The 14,440-nt window shown below is 58.2% G+C and carries 18 protein-coding genes; 15 read left to right on the forward strand and 3 right to left on the reverse strand.

The window, feature by feature from the left end; translation table 11 throughout:
- Nucleotides 1-264: 264 nt before the first annotated feature.
- From IJL83_04140 to IJL83_04175, 8 genes are all read left to right on the forward strand, one after another.
- Entirely contained in the window at nucleotides 265-714 is a 450-nt protein-coding gene (locus IJL83_04140) for a GNAT family N-acetyltransferase (GenBank protein MBQ6552787.1), read from the forward strand.
- 26 nt (nucleotides 715-740) lie between these two features.
- Entirely contained in the window at nucleotides 741-1,034 is a 294-nt protein-coding gene (locus IJL83_04145; protein ID MBQ6552788.1) for a hypothetical protein, read from the forward strand.
- Between the two features lie 59 nt (nucleotides 1,035-1,093).
- Entirely contained in the window at nucleotides 1,094-1,417 is a 324-nt protein-coding gene (locus tag IJL83_04150) for a hypothetical protein (GenBank protein ID MBQ6552789.1), read from the forward strand.
- Between the two features lie 67 nt (nucleotides 1,418-1,484).
- A complete protein-coding gene (locus IJL83_04155; GenBank protein MBQ6552790.1) occupies nucleotides 1,485-2,519 on the forward strand; it encodes a 2-hydroxyacid dehydrogenase in 1,035 nt (344 codons plus the stop codon).
- A gap of 57 nt (nucleotides 2,520-2,576) precedes the next feature.
- Nucleotides 2,577-2,789: an NAD-dependent epimerase/dehydratase family protein gene (locus IJL83_04160; GenBank protein MBQ6552791.1), complete on the forward strand. Its 213-nt coding sequence runs from the start codon at nucleotides 2,577-2,579 to the stop codon at nucleotides 2,787-2,789.
- A gap of 33 nt (nucleotides 2,790-2,822) precedes the next feature.
- The gene (locus IJL83_04165) at nucleotides 2,823-2,969 is read left to right on the forward strand and encodes a hypothetical protein (protein MBQ6552792.1); all 147 of its coding nucleotides are present in this window, start codon (nucleotides 2,823-2,825) and stop codon (nucleotides 2,967-2,969) included.
- Between the two features lie 36 nt (nucleotides 2,970-3,005).
- Nucleotides 3,006-3,332 carry a hypothetical protein gene (locus IJL83_04170; GenBank protein MBQ6552793.1) on the forward strand — a complete coding sequence of 109 codons (327 nt, stop codon included), beginning with the start codon at nucleotides 3,006-3,008 and terminating at the stop codon, nucleotides 3,330-3,332.
- 68 nt (nucleotides 3,333-3,400) lie between these two features.
- Nucleotides 3,401-4,186 carry an SDR family NAD(P)-dependent oxidoreductase gene (locus tag IJL83_04175; GenBank protein MBQ6552794.1) on the forward strand — a complete coding sequence of 262 codons (786 nt, stop codon included), beginning with the start codon at nucleotides 3,401-3,403 and terminating at the stop codon, nucleotides 4,184-4,186.
- Between the two features lie 61 nt (nucleotides 4,187-4,247).
- Here the strand turns inward: IJL83_04175 and IJL83_04180 are convergent, their stop codons facing one another.
- Nucleotides 4,248-5,039 (reverse strand): hypothetical protein, encoded by a 792-nt coding sequence (locus IJL83_04180; GenBank protein ID MBQ6552795.1) that lies wholly within the window; start codon nucleotides 5,037-5,039, stop codon nucleotides 4,248-4,250.
- 263 nt (nucleotides 5,040-5,302) lie between these two features.
- On the opposite strand from IJL83_04180, the gene IJL83_04185 reads away from it, so the two are divergent.
- A complete protein-coding gene (locus IJL83_04185) occupies nucleotides 5,303-6,349 on the forward strand; it encodes a helix-turn-helix domain-containing protein (GenBank protein ID MBQ6552796.1) in 1,047 nt (348 codons plus the stop codon).
- Between the two features lie 254 nt (nucleotides 6,350-6,603).
- Here IJL83_04185 and IJL83_04190 read toward each other — a convergent pair whose 3' ends face one another.
- Both IJL83_04190 and proB read right to left on the reverse strand, forming a co-directional pair.
- A complete protein-coding gene (locus IJL83_04190; protein ID MBQ6552797.1) occupies nucleotides 6,604-7,848 on the reverse strand; it encodes a glutamate-5-semialdehyde dehydrogenase in 1,245 nt (414 codons plus the stop codon).
- A gap of 17 nt (nucleotides 7,849-7,865) precedes the next feature.
- The gene (gene proB, locus IJL83_04195; GenBank protein MBQ6552798.1) at nucleotides 7,866-8,651 is read right to left on the reverse strand and encodes a glutamate 5-kinase; all 786 of its coding nucleotides are present in this window, start codon (nucleotides 8,649-8,651) and stop codon (nucleotides 7,866-7,868) included.
- A 183-nt stretch (nucleotides 8,652-8,834) separates the two neighbouring features.
- Here proB and IJL83_04200 point away from each other — a divergent pair, with 183 nt between their 5' ends.
- The 6 genes from IJL83_04200 (at nucleotide 8,835) to IJL83_04225 (ending at nucleotide 14,436) form a co-directional block, all read left to right on the forward strand.
- Nucleotides 8,835-9,245, forward strand: coding sequence for a cell division protein ZapA (locus IJL83_04200; protein ID MBQ6552799.1), 411 nt, complete (start codon nucleotides 8,835-8,837; stop codon nucleotides 9,243-9,245).
- Between the two features lie 19 nt (nucleotides 9,246-9,264).
- Nucleotides 9,265-9,684 (forward strand): dUTP diphosphatase, encoded by a 420-nt coding sequence (gene dut / locus IJL83_04205; protein ID MBQ6552800.1) that lies wholly within the window; start codon nucleotides 9,265-9,267, stop codon nucleotides 9,682-9,684.
- Nucleotides 9,685-9,735: 51 nt separating this feature from the next.
- On the forward strand, nucleotides 9,736-10,758 hold the full coding sequence (locus tag IJL83_04210) for a rod shape-determining protein (protein ID MBQ6552801.1): 1,023 nt from the start codon (nucleotides 9,736-9,738) through the stop codon (nucleotides 10,756-10,758).
- A gap of 62 nt (nucleotides 10,759-10,820) precedes the next feature.
- Nucleotides 10,821-11,666 (forward strand): rod shape-determining protein MreC, encoded by an 846-nt coding sequence (gene mreC, locus IJL83_04215; GenBank protein MBQ6552802.1) that lies wholly within the window; start codon nucleotides 10,821-10,823, stop codon nucleotides 11,664-11,666.
- A 1-nt stretch (nucleotide 11,667) separates the two neighbouring features.
- Nucleotides 11,668-12,180: a rod shape-determining protein MreD gene (gene mreD, locus IJL83_04220; protein MBQ6552803.1), complete on the forward strand. Its 513-nt coding sequence runs from the start codon at nucleotides 11,668-11,670 to the stop codon at nucleotides 12,178-12,180.
- Between the two features lie 9 nt (nucleotides 12,181-12,189).
- On the forward strand, nucleotides 12,190-14,436 hold the full coding sequence (locus IJL83_04225) for a hypothetical protein (GenBank protein MBQ6552804.1): 2,247 nt from the start codon (nucleotides 12,190-12,192) through the stop codon (nucleotides 14,434-14,436).
- The last annotated feature ends 4 nt before the right edge of the window (nucleotides 14,437-14,440 follow it).

Raw genomic sequence — 14,440 nt, forward strand, 5'->3', positions numbered from 1 at the left:
CAGTTTTGAACGAGATGTTTATCGTTCAGGCAAAACAACAAAACAGCGGTCATACTTGATGTATGGCCGCTGTTTTTTGTGAAGCATGGGCGGGAAACAGCCGTTCAAAACCCGACTTATCCCTAATTTGCGCGCCCTTTACGGCAATCTCTTTTTTTACGCCGCTTTTCCGGCGGGCAAACCGAAACGCGAAAATGAAGGATTGAATAATCCGCGATTTTCTGCTATACTTACAATATAAAAAACAGGAGCGTCCGCAACGCCATGAACGAATACGCATTCATCACGCTGAGAGAAAAACCGGAGATAAAGCGAAAGGCAGCCGAATGGTTCCACGGCAAGTGGAGCGCGCCGGTCGAGGCGTACCTCGAATGCATGGGCGCCTACCTCGGCGGCGAAACGGAATACGGCTGGTATCTCTGCCTTTGCGGCGGCGAGATCGCCGGCGGGCTCGGAGTCGTTGAAAACGACTTCCACGAAAGGAAAGACCTCGCCCCCAACGTCTGCGCCGTCTATACGGAGAAGGAGCACCGCCGCCGCGGCATCGCCGGAAGACTGCTGAACTTCGCCGTTGAGGATCTGCGGTCGAAGGGCGTTTCGCCGGTCTATCTCGTGACGGACCACGTCGGCTTCTACGAGCGCTACGGCTGGGAGTTCTTCTGCGCCGCGCAGTGCGACGACGGGAACGAATCGCGTGTCTATATCCACAGGTAACGCGCGAAGAAAGGGGCGTGGATATTGTGTTTGAAGATGAAATCGTATCAGAATGGATGAATCATCTCAAGGAGTTGAACGTTTATACAAAGAAAATGTTCGGCTGTCATTGCTTATACTGCGACGGTCAGGCGGTAGGTTGGATACACGACAGAGTTCTCAGCTTGCGCGAAGTAGGATTGGACTGTTTCCCGAAAGATATAAAAAGACCAAACCCCGAAGACAAGATTCGGGAAATAGTTATCCCTCTCGACTACGTAAACGCTGAATGGCTGCCGAAAGCGGTTCAGCAAACTGCCGATTTAAGAAAAGAAAGATAATCTCTGTCCGGCGAAGCAATTACGGTTCAGACCGAGAACGAATGAACACGGGTGAGAATATGAAAACGAAAAAGCAGGGCAATAACTGGACCGCGTATTACGATCCCGACACGGGGCGCTACTTCGCGGAGATAATGTACACGAGCCGCGAGGGGCGCGAGCAGTACGACTACGAAATAACGCGGGATATCTACGCCCGGCTCGGCACCTTCGGGGACGACACGGATAACGAACGGCTGATAAAAACGGCGAAAATGACCTATTCCTTCGAGAACACTATGTACGGCACCCTCGGCCCCGAAAGGACCGTCTGGGACGAGGAAGCCGACGAAGCGATGAAGGCCGCCGAGGCGAAGCATAAGGAAAGCGAAAAAAAGAAATAACGCTCCATACATATCTTGACGGAGATTTTTTTGCAACTCCGAACGGAATACGAGGAGGCAAAGCATGATAAAAGTCGCGTTTTACGATGCAAAGGCATACGATAAGCCGTCGTTCGAGCGTTACGGAGAAGCTCGCGGCGTGCAGTTCAAATACCTGGAAACAAAGCTGACCGAAGACACCGCCGATCTCGCAAAAGGGTGCGACGCGGTGTGCGTGTTCGTCAACGATACGGTAAACGCCGCCGTGATTGACCGTCTCTATGCGCTCGGCGTCAAACTGATCGCTCTGCGCTCGGCGGGCTACAACAACGTCGACGTGCGGCATGCATTCGGAAAACTCCACGTCGTTCACGTTCCCGCATACTCTCCCTACGCCGTGGCGGAGCACGCAATGGCGCTGCTGCTCACTTCGGTGCGCCGTATCCACAAGGCGTATAACCGCACAAGAGAATTCAACTTTTCGCTTAACGGGCTGACCGGCTTTGATTTCCACGGCAAGACGGTCGGAGTGATCGGCACCGGCAAGATCGGGCGCATTTTCGTCGACATCTGCAAGGGCTTCGGGATGAAGGTGATCGCTTACGATCCCTACCCCTCCGACGACGCGGGAATAGAATACGTCTCGCTCCGCGAGTTATTCGTGCAAAGCGACGTGATCTCGTTGCACTGTCCGCTGAACGACGGCACGTTCCACACTATCAACGCCGAGACAATCGCAGAGATGAAAAAAGGCGTCGTGATCGTGAACACCTCGCGCGGGGCGCTGATCGATGCTGAAGCTCTTCTCGACGGTATCAAGTCGAGAAAGATCGGCGCGGCATGCCTCGACGTTTACGAGGAGGAAGCCGACATATTCTTCGAGGACCGCTCGGGACATATACTCGACGACGATCTGCTCTCGCGGCTGATCTCGATGCCTAACGTTATCGTTACCTCGCATCAGGCGTTTCTCACAGAAGAGGCGCTGAATAATATTGCGGAAACAACGGTCGGCAATATACGCTCCTGCTTCGACAATGACGGAGCTTGTGATAACGAACTCTGCTATCGCTGCGGCAATATCGAAAAGTGTAAAAGCGGTCGAAAGGAAAAGTGCTTCTGACGTATTCCGTTTTACAGCATAAAGGATACTGCCATCACAGCAGAAAGGGGCGCGGTAATGGCGAGATATTTAGTCACGGGCGCGAACGGCGGAATGGGCAGAGCGATCTGCCGCGCGCTGACCGACGCGGGGAACGAAGCCGTCGGATTCGACCTGACGGAGCCGCGTGAGGAAACGCCGTGGCGCGTCATCCGCGCCGACGTCACCGACTCCGCTTCGCTCGAGGCCGCCGAAGCGAAGCAGAAGAAAAACGGAAACGGGAAGAAATGATCCCGACAAATCGGGATTTGACGAGGTACTGTGATGAAGAAAATACTGATTATGGACGAGATGAATTACCCACCTGATTTAGATGAAATCTATCGAGTGGCTGTGCGAGGGATCATTATTGTTGAAGGAAAGCTATTGATGATAGAGAGCAATTCCGGTAAATTAAAGCTGCCCGGCTGAGGGATCGAGGACGGTGAAGATGATTGTCAGGCGTTGGTGAGAGAAGTAAAAGAAGAAACCGGATATGATGTGATTTTTAACACAATAGAACCGTTTGGTGAAATTGAAGAAAAAAGGTTATCTATCCTTGAACCGAAGTTGTGGCATCAGATAAGTAGACTATACTTTTGCAAGGTAAATCCAACTAAAGGTCAATGTACTTATACGGAGAATGAAGTAAAGTCCGGATTTAGGCAGGTATTGTATTCCATTGAAGACGCATTAGAAAAGAGTAAGAGAGTGTTGGAAAAAGATGGAGTACAAGCATGGAATCAGAGAGAATATAAGACTCTTTTGTTAATACGTGACCATTTAAAAAGTTAGATTTCGACAAATTCCGGTTTTTCGGGATAAATAACGTTTCCGGATAACACGAAGAAAGGAGCGCGGTAATGGCGAGATATTTAGTCACGGGCGCGAACGGCGGAATGGGCAGAGCGATCTGCCGCGCACTGACCGACGCGGGGAACGAAGCCGTCGGATTCGACCTGACGGAGCCGCGTGAGGAAACGCCGTGGCGCGTCATACGCGCCGACGTCACCGACTCCGCTTCGCTCGAGGCCGCCTTCGCGGCGCTCGGCGAAGAAAAGCTCGACGGCGTGATACACGCCGCGGGGATATACGACTTGAACTCCCTCGTCGAGATGGACGAGGCCGCCTTCGTCCGCGCCTTCAACGTCAACCTTTTCGGCGTCTACCGCGTCAACAAGCTCGCCGTGCCGCTGCTGAATAACGGCGCGCGGATACTAATGATCACGAGCGAGCTCGCGCCGCTCGATCCTCTTCCCTTCACCGGCATCTACGCGATAACGAAGGCGGCGCTGGAGAAATACGCCTACTCGCTGCGGATGGAGCTCCAGCTGCTCGGCTGCAGGGTCGTGACGCTGCGCCCCGGCGCGGTGAAGACGGATATGCTCCCCGCCTCCGTCGGCGCGCTCGGGCGCTTTTGCGCGGAAACGCGGCTTTATCCCGTCAACGCGAAGCGTTTCAAAAGGATAGTCGAGCGCGTCGAGGCGCGAAGCATAACGCCGGAAAAGCTCGCGGAAAAGACGCTGCGCGTGCTGAAAAAGAAGCGTCCGCGCTTCGCCTACAACCTCAACCGCAATCCCCTGCTGCTTATGCTGGGCGCCCTGCCGCGCAGGATGCAGTTTTGGATCATACGCAAGGTGCTGTCGTAGTTATATTGATGAAAAAAGCAAGCCGATCGGCTTGCTTTTCTTTTTCATATTAGCGTTTGTATCAGTCGAACACGCGGAACTTCTGATCCTCGGTCAGGCCGAGGGCGTCGATGAGCTTGAGGCAGTTTTCGCGCCGCGGCTCGATATGAGCCGGATGGTGCGCGTCGGTCGCGCCGTAGAAATGACAGCCGGCTTCAACGGCGAGGCGGTAAACGCGCAGCACGCGCTCGAAGTCCTCCGGCGAATACTCGTTGTTTTTCGCGTTCAGCTCCACGCCCATGCCGAGCTTTTCGGTCTTCGCGAACATATCGAGCCAGACGCCGTCCGGGATCGCCTCGAGCACGTCGAGGTGGGCGCGCGGGTCGGGCATATTGCCCGCGACGCCGCGGTAGGTCGGGTGCGCGATGCCCATTTTATGATACGGCAGGCCTGAATCGAGCACGACGTTCCAGCGCAGGATGAACTGCTCCGCGTACCACTTCGCGTCGTAGTGCTCATCCGCGCCCATCTGGAAATGCAGGTGGTTGATCGAGACGGTGATGAACTCGAGCTTCTCGGCGGTCTCTCTCGTGAGCCCGAGGACGTTGGCGCGGTTCATATCCGCTTCGCACCCGAGGTGAAGGCGCGTCGTTTCGCTCCGCGGCAGCGGCAGCCACTTCGAGATGTGCGAATATCCCTGCCAGCCGATACAGCCGGGAACGGCTTCGTCCCAGAAGTGATCGGTCAGCACGATATGGCGCAGGCCGTATTTCTCTCCGTAGCGCAGGATGCTCTCCGGATTCTGCTCGGGGTTGTTCGAGCAGGGGGAAAGCTGCGTGTGTATGTGAAAATCGTGATCGAGGATATATTTCACATTCTGCACCCTTTCTCTTTATTTATGCGCTGATTATATCACACATACCGCGCCGAATCAAGTGCAAATGCGAAGTTCTCGGAATTCAACCGACGGTTGTTCCGCTCAACCGGCGGTTGTTTCCGGCACTCTCCAAATAAGTTATAGACATTTTTCGCGTATGTGGTATAATTGAATCAAACCAAAGGAAAAGGCTTCCGGAAAACCTTCGGAGCGCTCCCGCGGGAACGGCAGACGCAAATAATACCACGGAGGGAATAAATATGAACGAAAACACCATCGGCAAAAGGATCCAGGCGCTCCGCAAGGAACGCGGACTCACCCAGAAGCAGCTCGCCGACGCGGTCGGCGTGACGCCGCAGGCGGTCAGCAAATGGGAGACCGACGAATCCTGCCCCGACATCACCGCGCTTCCGCTGCTCGCGGGCGCGCTCGGAGTCAGCGTCGACGCGCTGCTCGGAGGCGAAGGCGCCGCAGAGGTAAAGACCGGGATAGTCCGCGACGCGGGCGAGACCGCGCGCGAAGGCGGCAAGACGGAAAAGGCGTTCGTCTGGGACTGGAGCGCGGGCAGGATACCGGCGATATTCTTAGGGGTATTCATACTCCTCGCCGGCGTGCTGCTGATACTTATGAAGACAAACGCCGAATGGTTCGGCGAGATCGGATTCTGGGACGTCGTATGGCCCTCGGCGATAATCTTCGTCGGACTTTCCGGCTGCTGCTCGCGCGACATATCCGGTTTCTCACTCGGCATAACCGCCGCGGGCGTTATATTCCTGCTCAGAAACATCGGCGTCATCAAGGGCGAAGGCATCTGGACGATCATTCTCGCGATCGTGCTGGTCTTCGTCGGTCTCTCGATCATACTTCACCAGTTCTTCCGCAGGCACCGCAAGCGTTCGCGCGTCAAGTTTTCGCCCGGCGTTAAAATGAACGGCAAAAGCGGGAAATTCAAGTCCGAGTACTCCGACGCGGACGGCTTCATCAACTACAACGCCAGCTTCGGCGACGACAGGATCGTCTGCAGGGCGGAAAAGATCGTCGGCGGCAAGGTTAATGTCTCCTTCGGAGAATTCACGCTCGACCTGCGCGGCGTCAGCGAGTTCGGGGAGAACGCCTCGCTCGACCTCAACGTCTCCTTCGGCGACGCCGAGGTACTGCTGCCGAAGAACGTCCGCGCCGAGCTGGCGACCGCCGGCTCCTTCTCCGGCAAGGGCGTTACCGGTATGCCCGATCCCGACGCGCCTTACGTCCTGCGCGTCAACGCCGCCGTCAGCTTCGGCGGTCTCTCGATCAAATACGACGACTGACGCGAACCGGAGACTGTCATCCTGAGCGTCAGCGAAGGATCCTGAAGGTAACGGAAGCATAAAAGAAAAAAGTGTGTATTCGGATATGAGGGTCATCACCCGCTCCGAATACACACTTTTGCTATTTGTATTACCGTTTTCTTTAAGATCCTTCGACTTTGCAACCTTCGGTTGCTCCGCTCAGGATGACAGGCCCGCTGCAGACGGCAGGGGATCCCTCGGGCTTCGCCCTTCGGGATGACGGGTATTGAGGGTTATCTCACCTGACCGTCGCCTTCGATTAGGTACTTGTATGTGGTCAGGCAGTCGACGCCCATCGGGCCGCGGGCGTGGAGCTTCTGCGTGGAGATGCCGATCTCCGCGCCGTAGCCGAACTCGCCGCCGTCGGTGAAGCGGGTGGAGGCGTTGACGTAGACCGCCGCGGCGTCGACTTCGCGCAGGAAGCGCGCGGCGTTTTCCGCGTTCTCCGTGATTATCGCCTCGCTGTGTCCGGTCGAGTAGCGCGCGATATGCGCGAGCGCTTCGTCGATACCGCCGACGACCTTCACGGCGAGGATATAGTCGAGGAATTCGTTCGCCCAGTCGCTTTCGACCGCGGGCTTCACGCAGCCGCCGAGGATGGCGCGGGCGCGTTCGCAGCCGCGCAGCTCGACGTTCTTCTCGTCAAGCTTCGACTTCATCAGCGGCAGAAACTTCTCCGCGACGTCCGCGTGGACGAGCGCGGTTTCGAGCGCGTTGCAGACGGAGGGGCGCGAAGTCTTGGCGTTGAAGATTATATCAGCCGCCATATCGAGATCGGCGGAGGCGTCCACGAAGGCGTGGCAGTTGCCCGTTCCGGTTTCTATCGTCGGGACGGTGGCGTTCTTCACCACCGCCGAGATGAGTCCGGCGCCTCCGCGCGGGATAAGCACGTCGACGAACTCGTTAAGCGTCATCAGCGCCGTAGCCGCTTCGCGCGAGGTATCCGGCAGGACGGTGACGCAGTCGGCGGGAAGCCCCGCGCTCTCGAGCGCGGCGCGCATTATCTCGCCGAGCTTGAGATTGGAATTTATCGCCTCTTTGCCTCCCTTGAGGATGACGGCGTTGCCGCTTTTCAGACACAGCACGGCGGCGTCGACGGTGACGTTCGGACGCGCCTCGTATATGATCGCGATGACGCCGAGCGGCACCGCTTTTTTCGTTATCTTCAGCCCGTTGGGGCGGACGCGCTCGTCGAATACGCGGTCGAGCGGGTCGGGAACGCCGAGCAGTTCGAGCGCACCCTGCGCCATGAGCTTCACGCGGCTCTCGTTCAGCGCGAGGCGGTCGAGCATCGCGGCGCTCATGCCGTTTTCGCGCGCGGCGGCGAGGTCCGCTTCGTTCGCGGCGAAGATCTCGGCTTTGCGCTCTTCAAGCGCGGCGGCTATCGCGCGAAGCGCGGCGTTGCGCGTTTCGTTCGACGACGTTCCTATTATGCGCGACGCCGCTTTCGCCGCGGCGCCGATGGCTCTGATATCCATATTCCCTGCCTTTCTTTTCACCCGGCGGCAAAGACCGTGCCGACCTGTTTCCCTTCAAGCAGTTCGTAAATCAGCGCGGGGTCCTCGCTGTTCATTATCACCGTTTCCCTGCCCTGCGCGAGCATACGCTCGGCGGCGCGGAGCTTGGAGGTCATGCCTCCCGTGCCGAGGGCGGATTTGCCCTCGCAGCTCTCGTACATTTCCGGCGTGATTTCGGTCACGCGCGGGATGAGCTTCGCGTCCGGATTCGAGTGCGGATTTGAATCGAAAAGCCCGTCCGCGTCGGTCAGGAAGATGAGCATATCCGCGCTTATCAGCTCCGCGACGACGGCGGAAAGGTTATCGTTATCGCGGAATCCGGCGAGCTCTTTTATCTCGTCGGTGTTCACGACATCGTTGGCGTTGACTATCGGGATGACGCCCATTGAAAGCAGGCGCTCGAAGGCGTTGAGGCAGTTGCGGCGCTGGACCTCATTTTCAACGTTGTTGCGCGTCAGAAGCACCTGCGCGACCGGCACGCCGAACTCGGCGAAGAGCTTGTCGTATATGTGCATAAGGCGGATCTGCCCCACCGCGGCGGCTGCCTGGAGGCCGTCAAGCTCCGTCGGGCGAACTCCGTTCCAGAGCATCGCGCTGCCGACTCCGACCGCGCCGCTGCTGACGAGCACTACGCTGTTGCCGGTATTGCGCACGCCGCTGAGCACCTTCGCGAGCTCGTCGATCCTGCGCAGGTTGATGCTTCCGCCGTTGGCAGTCAGCGAGGAGGTGCCTATCTTGACGACTATTCTCTTCCCTTTTTCCATATACGTTCCGCTCCTTTCGCGCCTTTCGGCGCGGCCAAGCTTATCAGTCGTTCCCTTATTTTGTTATCTTATCATATTTTTTGAATATGTCAACAAAAAAGTGTTGAGAAACGCGGAAATGTTTGCTATAATGTGAGATGATAGTATAATAGTATAAATATGTACAATTTCGGGGTGGACAACATGAGCGAAAAAAATCTTATCAACGTAAAGATCGGCGGAGTTCCTTACACCATCAAGACCGACGAGCCCGCGGTGAACGTTGAACGCGCGGCCGCCGACGTCGACCGCCGCATCGCCGCGCACCAGCGCGACGCGCAGTGGCTCAGCACCGAGAAGGCGCTTGCGCTGACTTCAATCGAGCTCGCGGATCGCTACCTCCGTCTCAAAGACGAGGTCGACAACGTCAACGCGCGCTACCGCGAGACTTCCAAGCAGCTCTTCTATCTCCAGAAGGAGACGGACGAACTCAAGCAGAAGCTCTTTGAGGCGCAGCACGGCGCGGCGTCCGAACCGCTCGACGACGAACCCGAGGAGAAGGACAACGGCGAGAACGGTTACGGCTACGGCGGCGAGGTGAGCAGCTTTGTCTGACGCCCGAGTTTTCGTTAAGCTGACCGGACGCGCGGGCGTGAAAGCGCCCGAACGCGCGACCTCCGGCAGCGCCGGCTTCGACCTGTGCGCCGCGATAGAAGCGCCGCTGACGCTTCAACCCGGCAAGCTCGCCTCCGTGCCGACGGGTATAGCCGTAAAGCTCCCCGAAGGCAGCGTCGGTCTGCTCTTCGGCAGAAGCGGACTCGGCGTCAAGCACGGCGTGACGCTCTCCAACTCCGTCGGCGTCATCGACAGCGACTACACCGGCGAGATCTTCGTCGGGCTCTGCAACGTCTCCGACGAACCCTACACGATAATGCCGCTCGACCGCGTCGCGCAGCTCGTCGTTACGTCTCCCCTTCCGGTAACTCTCGTTGAAACGGAAAAGCTCGAGGAGACCGAACGCGGTGCGGGCGGATTCGGCTCGACCGGCAGATAACCACCTTCGTTTTTTATCCCCTCCCGCCATGGCGGAGAAAGGCAGTTTTATATGGGACTTTTCAATAACTTCATCGGCATCGACATGGGCACCTCCAACACGAAGATATATTACAAGGACCGCGGCATAGTGCTGCGCGAACCCAGCGTCGTCGCCATCGACAACTACGACGAGGTCATACGCGCCGCCGGCAACGAGGCCAAGGAAATGCTCGGCCGCACGCCGAAGGACATAACCGCCGTACGTCCGATCCAGGACGGCGTCATCGCCGACCTGACCAGCACGGAGGGGATGCTCCGCCGCTTCGTCAAGGAGGTCTGCGGCAACAGCTTCTTCTCGAAGCCGCGCGCGGTCATCGCCGTGCCCTTCAACGTCACGGAGGTCGAGCGCCACGCCGTCAAGCAGGCGGCCGCGGGCGCGGGAGTGCGCGATCCGCGCACCGTCGACGAGCCCATGGCGGCGGCCATCGGCGCCGGACTCCCGATCGCCGAGGCGACCGGTTCGATGATAGTCGACATCGGCGGCGGACTGACCGAGGTCGCGGTCATCTCCTACCAGGGCATAGTTTCCAGCTGCTCGGTCAAGGTCGCGGGCGACGACTTCGACGACGCCATCGTCGACTACGTCAGACGCAAATACAATATCGCCATCGGCGGACGCACCGCCGAGGAGGTCAAGATACATATCGGCTCCGCGTACCCTTATGAGAACGAAGGGCGCGAGCTGATCAAGGGCAGGAACATCATCGACGGACTTCCCAGAGAACTCGAGATAACCGCCTCCGAGGTGCGCGAGGCGCTCAGCGACTCCGTCGCCGCGATACTCGAAGCCGTGCGTTCGACGCTGGAGAAAACACCGCCGGAGCTTTCCGCCGACCTCATCGAGCGCGGCATCATGCTCTGCGGCGGCTCCGCGCTGCTGCGCGGCATCGACACCGTCATCGCGCAGGAGACCGGCATGCCCGTCTATATAGCTCCGGAGCCCACCGACTGCGTCGCCATCGGCGCCGGAATGATGCTCGAGCACATCGACGAATTCGACAACGACGATTCCTACGGCTACAGAATGGCGTAACCGCCGTTCACGCGGTTTCCGCCGCGTAACCGTTCCATTCATCTTGCAAAAGAGGTCACGAAATGCGGGATTTCTTCACCGGAAAGAAAATTAAAATAATCGCCGCGGTCTGCCTCGTGCTCATCGGCTCGATGATCTATTCGCTCAGCCGCGGCGGCGAAGCGAGCTATCTCGAGAGCTTTTTCGGCGCGCTCACCACACCGTTCCAGAAGGCCAACGCCGCCATCGTCAACGGGCTGTCGGATTTCTTCGTCAAGCTCGGCGACTACGACCGGCTGAAAGAGGAGAACGACATGCTCCGGCAGGAGATACGACGGCTGCAGACGCTGGAAAGCCAGAATGAGATGCTGATGCAGGAAAACGCCTTCCTTAAAGACAGTCTCGGACTGACCGAGCGCCTTACCGAGCTTTCGCTTACCAAGGCGAAGGTCATAGGCCGCGATCCTTCCGGCTGGTTCGACGTCATATCCGTCGACCGTGGGAGCATCGACGGAGTCGAGGTGCGCGATCCGGTCATTTCAAGCGGCAGCATCATCGGCTACGTCAGCGAGGTCTATCTGACCTACAGCAAGATCACGACCATACTCGACGTTTCGTTCGAGTGCGGCGCGCTCGAGACACGCACCGGCGAAGTCGCCGTGGTCGAGGGCGACGCGAAGCTCCGTGAGGACGGCAAGTGCAAAATGAGCTACCTGCCGCGCGAGACCGAGGTCGCCGCGGGCGATATGATCGTCACGAGCGGACTCGGCGGCGCCTTCCCGAAAAACATAATCGTCGGCACCGTGGAAGAGGTCCGCGCCGAGACTCACGGCGCTTCAAGCTACGCGGTGATAGTTCCCTACACCGACATCAGCCAGCTGCGCAACGTCTATATAATCACAGATTTCACCGGACAGGAGCAGGAATAACGTGAACAGCAACAAACCGAAGGCCTCCTTCGCAAAGTGGACGGTGTATTCGTTTCTGCTGCTTCTCATGCTCGTGCTGCAGAACACGCTGTCGCTTCACATTTCGTACATATGCCTCGTGCTGCCCGCCGTTGTCGTCATCTCACTGAACGACGATTCGGACGTAGGGCTCGTGCTCGGGTGCGTGTTCGGTCTGCTCTGGGACGTCACTTCGGGGCGCCTTTTCGGCTATAACGCGCTGCTGATGCTGCTTTTCGCCTTCGCGGCGCAGATCGTCGCGGCGAACCTCATCCGCGTCAAATGGCTGACGAATCTCGTGACAGTTGCGGCGTTCGCTGCGATATATCAGCTGATAACCTACTTTTTCTTCTTTTTGATATGGGGCAACGGCGGAGCTTGGTACACCGTCTTCCTCGCCATCCTGCACGGAGGTTTGAGCGCGGCGGTAACGGGAACGATCTTTTTCATCATTTTCCGCCCGATAAGCAGGAAGATCAATTCGCCCGTCGGATAAGGGGAAACTATGGATAAGCGAAGCAAAAGGATAAAAACGTTTATACTGGGCGTCTTTTGGTGCCTGGTCGTCGTCGTATACATAGTTCGCCTCATGAACCTCCAGCTCGTCCACGGCGACGAATACCTAGAGACCGCCACGAAGCGTTCTTATAAGACTCAAACGACGGTCGCCGTTCGCGGAGAGATACTCGATTCCGACGGTGAGCCGATAGTCACCAACCGCATGGGGCTTTCCGTTACGCTCGACCGCGCGTACATACCCAAGGGCCAGGAGAACGACACCTGCGCAAAGCTCATAAAGATACTGCTCGAAAACGAAGTCGAGATCAAGGACGGCGTTCCGATAACCGACGTATCCCCATATGAATGGGAGGCGGGCAAGGAAAACGCGAAGAAAAAGCTGCTGAAAACACTGGGCCTTGACGACGGCGCTTCGCCTCAGGACGCGCTCGCCGCGCTTTACAACCGTTACGGCATTGAAGGCGGCGATGCCGCCGGAATGCGCCGCCTCGCCGGATTTCGCTACGAGATGGAGCTCCGCAACTTCGCGATCGGCACGCCTTTCACCGCCGCCAGCGACATCTCTGCCGAGACCGCCAGCGAGATAAAGGAGCGCCGCTATGAAATGAGCGGCGTCGACGTGACCGTCGAGCCGATACGGATTATAAACGACGGCACCTTCGCCCCGCACGTCATCGGCAGGACGGGCCTTATTTCCGCCGAGGAGGCCGACAGCTACGTAGAACGCGGCTACCCGCTTAACGCCACGGTCGGCAAGGAAGGCGCGGAAAAGGCCTTCGAGGACTACCTTCGCGGCACCGAGGGCGAGAGTCTCGTTGAAGTCGACAGCACCGGCAAGGTCGTCGGGGTACACTCCGGCGAGACCTCCAAACCCGGCAACACCATAAAGCTGACGATAAATTCCAAACTGCAGCGCGTAGCGCAGGACGCGCTTGAAGCCACCATTAAGCGCATCAAAGCAAACGCCAAAAACGGCGTCGGCGAAGACTGCAACGCCGGCTCCGTCGTCGCGATCAACCCCAACACGGGCGCGATCTACGCGATGGCAAGCTATCCGACCTACGACCTGACGCGGTATTCCGCGGACTTCTCCGATCTGATAAGCAATCCCGCCAACCCGCTGCTCAACCGCGTTATCGGCGGCACCTACTCCCCCGGCTCGACCTTCAAGCCCGCGACCGCGCTCGCCGGACTTGAAAATAAAGTCATCACCACCGACGAAATAATCTACGACAAGGGAATATACACCTTCTACGACGACTACCAGCCGAAGTGCTGGATCTACGACAGCTATGGCACTACGCACGGACCCTGCGACGTCGCCAAGGCGCTGCAGACCTCCTGCAACTACTTCTTCTTCGAGGTCGGCAGGCGGCTCGGCATAGATAAGCTCGACGAAGTCTGCACGCGGCTCGGACTCGGAGAAAAGACCGGTATCGAGATCCCCGGCGAAAGCGCGGGCGTCCTCGCCAGCAGAAAGTATAAGGAAAACACCTTCGGCGAATCGTGGTACGGCGGCGACGACCTCCAGGCCGCGATCGGCCAGTCATACCACCTCTTCACCCCGCTGCAGATAGCGAACTATATCGCCACCATCGCCAACGGCGGAACGCGCTATCAGGTCCACCTGCTCGACAAGATACTCGATTACAACGACAGATCGGTCATCAACCAGTTCGAGCCGAGGGTCGTTTCCACCGTCAGCATGACCGAACAGGAGCAGAACGCGATACTGCGCGGATTGCGCTCCGTCACCGAGGAAGGCGGCACCGCCTCAAGAGTTTTTGAGAACTACCCCATTTCCGTAGGCGGCAAGACGGGAACGGCGTCCGTTTCCAAGGGCACCGCGACCGGCGTCTTCGTCAGCTTCGCCCCGTACAAGAACCCCGAAATAGTTATATGCGTGCTCGTTGAGCACGCCGGCAGCGGCAACGGCGTCGCGCCCGTCGCCAAAGAGATAATGGACGCCTACTTCAAGCTCGGCAAGTACGCCGACGGCTACGAAGCCCCGCCGTCCTCCTCCGAGCCGCTCTCGTCCTCGGTTTCAAGCTCACGCGGCGAAAGCTCCTCCGGGCAGGAGCCCGCCCTTCCCGACAGCAGTTCTTCCGAGCCCTCAAGCTCGTCGCAGGAGAGCGAGCCCGACAACGGCGGCGAGGAGGAAAGCTCCTCCGAGCCCGAACCCGATAATCCCGAAAACCCGCCGGACAACGGAGGCGGCGAACCGCCGCCGTAATTCC

This window comes from Clostridia bacterium (assembly GCA_017438525.1).
GTDB lineage: Bacteria > Bacillota > Clostridia > Oscillospirales > RGIG8002 > RGIG8002.